This is a genomic window from Phenylobacterium sp., from assembly GCF_044371015.1.
In the GTDB taxonomy this organism is placed as follows: Bacteria; Pseudomonadota; Alphaproteobacteria; order Caulobacterales; family Caulobacteraceae; genus Phenylobacterium.
This window is the reverse complement of record NZ_JBILUK010000161.1, coordinates 1-7,240: the sequence shown is the minus strand read 5'-3', so window position 1 is coordinate 7,240 and position 7,240 is coordinate 1. Positions and strand designations below refer to the sequence as shown.

Sequence of the window (7,240 nt, the reverse complement as noted above, 5' to 3'; positions counted from 1 at the left end):
CTGGAGCGCGGCACCGTCGCCGAGTTCTTCCAGCGCGCGTTTGGGCAAGACCTGCCGGAGAGCACGGCGCGGGTGCGGGTGGCTTAGGCCCGCGCCTTCCGCGCCAGCATCACAAGCGCCACCGCCACCAGGCCGGCGAACACCAGCCCGCCCGGCGCCGGGAACAGGAACCACGCCTCAGCCTTCGCCAGAGGATCAAGGCCCTGCGCGATCAGGGCGGTGATCAGGATGTTCGGCGCCGCGTGGCCGAGCGCCGCGCCCAGCCAGGTGCGGGAGCGCTCCACGAACCGGGTCAGCAACTCGCGATAGAGCACGCAGGTGACCACGAAGATCGCCAGCATCAGCGGCGACGCGGCCTCGAGGTCGGGGAACAGGCCGATCCGGAACCAGACCGGCACGAGGTGCCATGCCGCCCAGACCAGCCCCAGCATCAGCACGCCCCAGCGGCGACCGAACGCCTTGATCGCCAATGCCAGGCCGCCCAACGCCCAACCCACTTCCTCAAGCACGCTGGTCAGGAGTGTGCCGCCAAGCGCCGCGACCGCCGCCGAGGACTCCAGGCGCGGCCCGCCGAACCCCGCGGCGCCGGCGACGAGCGCCACGCTCACGGCCAGAGCCGCGATGATCAGGGTGATCAGGCCCGCACCGCCCACCGCCCGCCAGTCGATCCGGCCCCGCTTGGGTCCGAAGCCAGGATTGAGCGCCAGCCCCGCGACGGCCGGCCCCAGGATCAGCGCCAGCTTGCCGGGATCGATCAGCCGCGGGTCGCCCGCGCCCATCAACGCAGCCGGCGCGCCCAGTACGAGGACCACGAACACCAGGAACCTCAATCTGGCGAACATCATGGGTCTGTCCCCGTACGGGGCGCCGAGATGCGCCCCCACGTCAAAGCATAGCCCAGGATCGGGCTGACCCCAGCGCCCAGTATCGGAGCCGGGACGTGGGCCAGAAGACTGGCTATCGCCGCCCCGAACCAGAACAACGCGGCCGGCAGGGCGACGGTCGTCAGATCCGGCCGGCGCCACGCGATCAGCGCCAGCACGCCCGAAGGCGCCGCCAGCGCGACAATCGCCGCAGCGCCCATCACCGGGCCCTGCGCCACCGCCAGCGACACGACACCCTCGACGAACCTCACCGGTTCGAGGGGATCGGGGCGGAACAGGGCGGCCACGGCAGCCAGCACGGTGATCGCCGCCGCGATCCACGAGGGTGCAGATCGCCGGCTAAGGGCGAGTCCGATTACGCCCAGCGCGAACGCGACGGCCATGCCCGCGTCAGGCTGCCAGGCCAGCGCAGCGCCGATCAGCGCGGCGCCCGCCACCCCCAGGCGCGGACCGACCGTGGTCATCGCCGCCAGGGCCACCGGCAGGAAAAGGAAGCCGACATGAAGGCGAAGGGACCCGATCGGAAACCAGCGTCTTACGCCCTCGAGGTCGGCGCCCCAGAGGGCGGTGGCGATCAACGCGCCCGCGGCCGCGATCAACACCGCCATCGGCCGCCGCCAGAGGAGCCCGCCCCACTGGGAGAGCCCGTGAACCAGTCCCGCGCCCGCGACCGCGGCGGCGATGTTCAGGCTCCAGAGCCGAGGCGGCGCGCCCAAAGCCACCAGCACCACGACCCCCAGCGCCGCTGTCGCCAGGACCGCGAGCCCGCCCCGCAGGGCCATGCTCATCGCGGCAGAGCGTAGGCGATCACGTAATCTCCGGTCTCGCGGCTCATGGTTCCGCCGCCGGCGGTGAGCACCACGAACTGGCGCCCGGACTTGGGCGAACTGAAGGTCATGGGCGTGCCCGACGCGGCCACCGGCAGCCGATGCTCCCACAGCACCTTGCCGGTGCCATTGTCGTAGGCCCGCAGATACGGGTCGGTGGTGGCGGCCCGGAAGGTCAGCCCGCCGGCGGTGGTGATCGGACCGCCCAGGCCCAGCGTGCCGATGGGGATCTTCAGGCCGGACTTCAGCCCCAGCGGCGCCTGCGCCTCGGCCGTGCCGGCCGGCACCTGCCAGACGATCTCGCGCGAGCGCACGTCGATGGCGGTCAGAGTGCCATGCGGCGGCTGCAGGCAGGGGGCGAACAGCGGCGACAGCAGCCAGTTGTCGTCGCTCTCATAGGCGACAGCCTTGCGGCTCTGCGGCGGCCGGTCCTGGGCGCGCGCGAGTGACAGGCCGGGCTTGTCGGTCGGGATCAGCGCCACCGACTGCGGCATCCGCACCTCGGAGACGATCAGCAGGCCGCGGCGCGGATCATAAGCGCCCGAGCCCCAGTTCATCCCGCCCGGGTTTCCTGGATGCTGCAACGACGGCTTCTTGGGGCTTCCCGGCGGAGTGAAGTCGCCATCATACCGCAGGCTCTTGAAGCGGATCCGGCACCAGAGTTGATCGAGCGGGGTCGCGCCCCACATCATCTTCTCTGTCAGCCGTTCGACCCCGACCGTGGGCATCCCCACCGAATAGGGCTGTGTCGTCGACAGCCACTCGCCGGGCTGAGCGCCGCCGGGGACACGAGATTCCACCACCCTCGTCAGCGGCCGGCCAGTCCGACGATCGAGCACGAAAATCTGGCCGCGCTTGGTCAGCTGAACCAGCCCCGGCGCCGTGGTTCCACCCGGCAGGGGGAAATCGATCAGCATCGGCTGGGAGGGCACGTCGTAGTCCCAGACATCGTGATGCACAGTCTGGAACTTCCAGCGCTCGCGGCCTGTCGCGGCGTCCACCGCCACCACCGAGGACGAGTACTCCTCCGACCGCGCTGAGCGATGCGATCCCCAGTAGTCGGGCGTCGCGTTGCCGGTCGGCAGATAGACCAAGCCCAGCTCCGGATCGAAGGCCGGCGTCGACCAGACGTTGGGCGTGCCGCGCGTATAGGTCTTGCCCTCGGGCGGCAGCTTGGTGATCGACGGATCACCCAGGTCCCAGGCCCAGACCAGCGCGCCGGTGCGCACATCAAAGGCCCGGACGGCGCCGGAGGGCTCGCCCAGCTCCTGGTTGTCCGCCACCCAGCCGCCGATGATCACCCGGTCGCCGATCACCGTGGGGGTCGAGGTCTGGAAGTAGAAGGCGCGCTTGATCTCGCCCACGCCGACCTTGAGGTCGACCACGCCATCCTTGCCGAAGTCCGCGCAGCGTTGGCCGGTGACGGCGTCCAGCGCGAACAGCTGGGCGTTGATGGTGGTGGAGAGGATTCGGCGGCTGCAGAGCGGCTCAGGCCCCGCCGGTTTGGCGACCGGCGTCGCAGGCTTGGCCGTGGCGGACAGCGCCACCGTCGGCTGGGTTCCGTCCCAATAGCCCACGCCACGGCAGCGGTGCCAGAAATGCGGCTTCACCTTCGGGTCATGCCGCCAGACCTCGCGACCGGTCTCAGGCTCCAGCGCGATCACCACATTGGTCGGGGTGCAGACATACAGCAGATCACCGGCCAGGATCGGCGTGTTCTGGTCCTGATTGCCGCGCCGCTTGGGTTCACCGGTTCGGAACGTCCACTCGACCTTCAGCTGCTTGATGGTCTGGGGGTTGATCTGGTCGAGCGGAGAGTAGCGCGCGCCGCCGGGATCTCGGCCGTAGAAACGCCAGTCCGCAGTCTTCTCCGCGGCCGGCGCGCCGGGCAGCAGGGAAGCCGGCGCCTTGGCCTGGCCCCAGGTGAAGGTTCCGGGAACCGCCGCGCCGAGCACAGCCAGCAGGATCGCCGAGCTCGCCGCGAGGGCGCCCAGCGCCTGACCTCGCCGCTTGGACTTGGGCGCCGCCAACAGCACGAGCATGGCGAAGAGGCCCAGCACCGCCGGCGCGAACAGGCGCGGCAACAAGGGCGAGAACTGAAAGCCAGCCTCCCAAAGCCCCCAGATCAGCGTGGCGCCCAGCGTTCCGGCATAGACAAAGCCGGCCAGGAACCGCCGCTGGATCAGCAGCACGCCCGTCGCCAGCAGCGCCGCGCCGGCAAGCAGGTAGTAGACCGAGCCCCCCTTGAACACGAGCCAGCCGCCGCCGACCAGCAGCGCGGCGCCCACCAACGCGATAAAGCCTCCGCCCGCCCAGGCGCCGATCCGCGCGGGCCAGCCGACCTTCGCTTCACCTGCCATGCCCGCGTTCCCCTCGATTTTGTCGCTCAGCTTAGTCCGGAATCGGCGGTCGCTTGAAGGGCGCTGGACCCAAGCGCCCTCGGACGCAATATTCGTACGCAAGTTTCGAAAATCCGAAGCACCCGGGAGATCGCCATGCGCCGCCTGCTCACCCTCCTCGCCGCTGCCGCGAGCCTGGCCTCAGGGGCGGCCCTCGCCCAGGCCCAGACAGCCTATCCGCGCGGCGACTACGCCAAGCCTGAGGCCTGGCTCTGCTGGCCCGGCAAAACCGGCGACGCCTGCGCCATCGACATGACCAGCACGGTCGTGAAGGCCGACGGGTCGATGACGGTGGAGGCTTTCAAGGCCGATCCCAATCCGGCCATCGACTGCTTCTACGTCTATCCCACCGTCTCAAACGATCCCGGCGTGGTCTCCGACATGACCGCCAACGCCGAAGAGCTCAACGTCATCAAGCAGCAGTTCGCACGCTTCGCCGCCAAGTGCCGGGTGTTCGCGCCGCTCTACCGCCAGTTCACCCTGACCGCGCTCCGGGCCGGTGTGGCGGGAACCCCGTTGCCCGGCTCCACCGATCCGGCGGTGCGCACCGTGGGCTACAACGACGTGCTCGACGCCTGGAACCACTACCTCGCCACCCAGAACAAAGGCCGCGGCGTGGTGCTGATCGGCCACTCCCAGGGCTCCGGCGTGCTCCAGCGCCTGATCGCCGCCGAGATCGACGGCAAGCCCGTCCAGAGCAAACTCGTCTCTGCCCTGATCCTGGGCTCCAACCTGCCGGTCGAGGCGGGCAAGGACACCGGCGCCTTCAAGTCGATCCCGCTCTGCCGCGCCGAGGGCCAGACCGGCTGCGCGATCTCCTACGTCACCTTCCGAGATACTGTGCCGCCGCCGGCCAACAGCCGCTTCGGCCGGGTGATGAGCCCGCCCGGCATGCAGGCCGCCTGCACCAACCCCGCCGCCCTGGCCGGCGGCGCGGCCCCGCTGCACGCCTACCTCTCCAACGGCGCGGAGATCGCCTCGTCCGCTGCCGCGCCGCCGGCCTGGGTCAAGGGCCAGCCCGCGCCCAAGACGCCCTTCGTCAGCACGCCCGGCCTGATCACCGGCCAGTGCGTCTCGAAGAACGGCTTCACCTATCTCGAAGCCCGCGTGAACGCCGACCCCGCCGACCCCCGCACCGACACCATCGCCGGCGACGTGACCGGCCCGGGCGGCGCGGTCGCCGCCGACTGGGGCCTCCACCTCATCGACGCAAACATCGCCATGGGCGACCTCGTCGCCGTGGTCGGTCGTCAGGCTAAGGCGTGGGCCGCGAAGAAGTAGGCCTTATCTGGGACGCGCACCTCAGGCGCATGTCCCAGATCCCGGCGCCTCAAACCATTCGCGCCGGAGAACCGATCTCTGGGCAAGTGGGGACAGGTACGACCTACGGATAGCTGCCTCAGCTTGGACAGTCGGGGCCGCCCTGACGTCGTGCGTGTCCCCACTTTCCTCGGCCCAAACCGGTTCGACCATAGCCGCATCGCCTCAGGGCAAATCTCGACAACGCGCTTGAACGGCAGGTCCTCGACGTTGCGCGGCGACCGAGGCTACGCGTCTGAGAGACGAAACTGGCGCTCAACAGTCGCCGTTGGCAGCTACGGATTTGGGCCGGAGCGTCAGCGATCAGCTCCCCTCCTGATCCAAGATCCACAAATGGGCCGCTTGCCCGCGGCTGGTACCTTTACTCTTGATGCCCTGGGCGATTGGCTTTCACCGGGTCAGGCTGTCAGCGCCAGCAGCGGCTTCTGTCGCGCCGCCCGCCACCCGGGGAAGATGCCCCCGACCAGACCGATGATCAGGGCCAGAATCACGGCCTGACCGATGATCTCGGGTCCAATCTGCACGCGGAACGCCACCTGGGTGAAGCCTGCGCCCAGTGTCGACGCTGACAGCCCGTTGAACCCGAGCGCGCAGATCGCCACGCCCAACAGCGCGCCGATCGCCGACAGCACCAGGGCCTCGACCATGGTGCCCATGAAAGCCGAGAACCCGGAAAATCCGATCACCCGCAGGGTCGCGATCTCGGCTGATCGGCTGGAGACCGAGGCGTACATGGTGTTGAGCGCGCCGGCGAGCGCGCCAATGGCCATGATGATCCCCAGCGGCCAACCGAAGTACCGGATCAACAATCCGGACCTCTCGGCTTGAGCGGCATAGTAGGCCAGCTCACTCTGGGCCGAGAGCTGCAGCCGCGGTTCGGACTTGGCGTAGGCCACAAAGGCCGGCAGCGCCGCGGGGCTGGTCAGCACGACGCGGGCGGTCTGGAAGGACGTGCCCCGCCTGAACAGGCTCTGCACCACCGGCGCATCCGCCCAGAGTTCGGATTCAAACACGGTGCCCGGCGCCTCGAAGACGCCGACCACGCGCCAGGTCTGGGCGCCAAACCGCACCGACTTGCCAAGCTCAAAGCCTTCGAACTCGCGGAGCAGGCCGGCCCCGACCACGATTTCGTTGGACCCGGGTGAGAACATGCGGCCCTGGCTGATCTTCGCCTGCTTGCGAACCAGCAGGCCGTTGGCGCCTACGCCCCGGAGCGGCATGTTGGCTTTGGTCCGTGACGACTTTTTGATGCCGTCCACCACCATCAGCAGCTCGCCCGATATGATCGGTCGTCCATCGGCGCCGATCTTCACACCGGGGCCGCGGCCCAGCAGATCCACCTGTTCGCGCGACAGGGTGCTGTTGAGTTCGGCCTCCGAGCCCTCGCGCAGAACGATGGCGACGTCGGGCGCGCCAGAGCCCTTGAGGGTCTGGTTGAAGCCATTGGCCAGCGACAGGAACCCCAGCAGCACCGCCACAACCAGGGCGATGGACACCACGGTCGCCAGCGACATCCAAAGGCGCTGCGGGATGGACCGCACGTTCATGGCGATCACGGAGCGGGTCTGGCTCATCAGGCTCATGACGGTTCTCCTAGCGCCGGTTCAAGGCGTCGACGATGCTCATGCGCAGGGCGGACGCCGCCGGAATCGCCCCGGTCACCAGACCCAGCGTGATCGCCAGTAGGAGTCCGCTTAGCGCCACGAGAGGCGACATCGAGAGATCGCCGAAGGTTGACGCCACCGGAGAGTTCGACAGCCCCGCGAGAACGAACGCCGAGACCGCCAGCCCCAGCACAGCCCCCATTGTC

Annotated in this window: 7 protein-coding genes; 2 read left to right on the top strand and 5 right to left on the bottom strand. The window is 69.2% G+C overall.

Going from position 1 to position 7,240, the window contains the following annotated elements; all coding sequences use genetic code 11:
• A partial coding sequence (locus tag ACIQ3R_RS12865) for a hypothetical protein (RefSeq protein ID WP_397419101.1) occupies positions 1 to 87 on the top strand: 87 nt, incomplete at its 5' end.
• On the opposite strand, the gene ACIQ3R_RS12860 is transcribed toward ACIQ3R_RS12865, so the two are convergent.
• From ACIQ3R_RS12860 to ACIQ3R_RS12850, 3 genes are read right to left on the bottom strand one after another with little or no spacing between them, the layout of a single operon-like run.
• A complete protein-coding gene (locus ACIQ3R_RS12860; RefSeq protein ID WP_397419099.1) occupies positions 84 to 845 on the bottom strand; it encodes a hypothetical protein in 762 nt (253 codons plus the stop codon). The genes ACIQ3R_RS12865 and ACIQ3R_RS12860 overlap by 4 nt on opposite strands.
• Positions 842 to 1,672, bottom strand: coding sequence for a hypothetical protein (locus ACIQ3R_RS12855; protein ID WP_397419097.1), 831 nt, complete (start codon positions 1,670 to 1,672; stop codon positions 842 to 844). The genes ACIQ3R_RS12860 and ACIQ3R_RS12855 overlap by 4 nt, the downstream gene beginning before the upstream one ends.
• The gene (locus tag ACIQ3R_RS12850; protein ID WP_397419095.1) at positions 1,669 to 4,071 is read right to left on the bottom strand and encodes a membrane-bound PQQ-dependent dehydrogenase, glucose/quinate/shikimate family; all 2,403 of its coding nucleotides are present in this window, start codon (positions 4,069 to 4,071) and stop codon (positions 1,669 to 1,671) included. The genes ACIQ3R_RS12855 and ACIQ3R_RS12850 overlap by 4 nt, the downstream gene beginning before the upstream one ends.
• Before the next feature lie 135 nt (positions 4,072 to 4,206).
• On the opposite strand from ACIQ3R_RS12850, the gene ACIQ3R_RS12845 reads away from it, so the two are divergent.
• Positions 4,207 to 5,391 (top strand): DUF3089 domain-containing protein, encoded by a 1,185-nt coding sequence (locus ACIQ3R_RS12845; RefSeq protein WP_397419093.1) that lies wholly within the window; start codon positions 4,207 to 4,209, stop codon positions 5,389 to 5,391.
• A 437-nt stretch (positions 5,392 to 5,828) separates the two neighbouring features.
• On the opposite strand, the gene ACIQ3R_RS12840 is transcribed toward ACIQ3R_RS12845, so the two are convergent.
• Positions 5,829 to 7,013, bottom strand: coding sequence for an ABC transporter permease (locus tag ACIQ3R_RS12840; RefSeq protein ID WP_397419091.1), 1,185 nt, complete (start codon positions 7,011 to 7,013; stop codon positions 5,829 to 5,831).
• A gap of 10 nt (positions 7,014 to 7,023) precedes the next feature.
• On the bottom strand, positions 7,024 to 7,240 hold a 217-nt coding region (locus tag ACIQ3R_RS12835; protein ID WP_397419089.1), incomplete at its 5' end, for a hypothetical protein.

Coding starts and splice junctions, on each gene's coding strand:
- ACIQ3R_RS12860 (WP_397419099.1), bottom strand. CDS start 845: ATGATGTTCGCCAGATTGAGGTTCCTGGTGTTCGTGGTCCTCGTACTG.
- ACIQ3R_RS12855 (WP_397419097.1), bottom strand. CDS start 1,672: ATGAGCATGGCCCTGCGGGGCGGGCTCGCGGTCCTGGCGACAGCGGCG.
- ACIQ3R_RS12850 (WP_397419095.1), bottom strand. CDS start 4,071: ATGGCAGGTGAAGCGAAGGTCGGCTGGCCCGCGCGGATCGGCGCCTGG.
- ACIQ3R_RS12845 (WP_397419093.1), top strand. CDS start 4,207: ATGCGCCGCCTGCTCACCCTCCTCGCCGCTGCCGCGAGCCTGGCCTCA.
- ACIQ3R_RS12840 (WP_397419091.1), bottom strand. CDS start 7,013: ATGAGCCTGATGAGCCAGACCCGCTCCGTGATCGCCATGAACGTGCGG.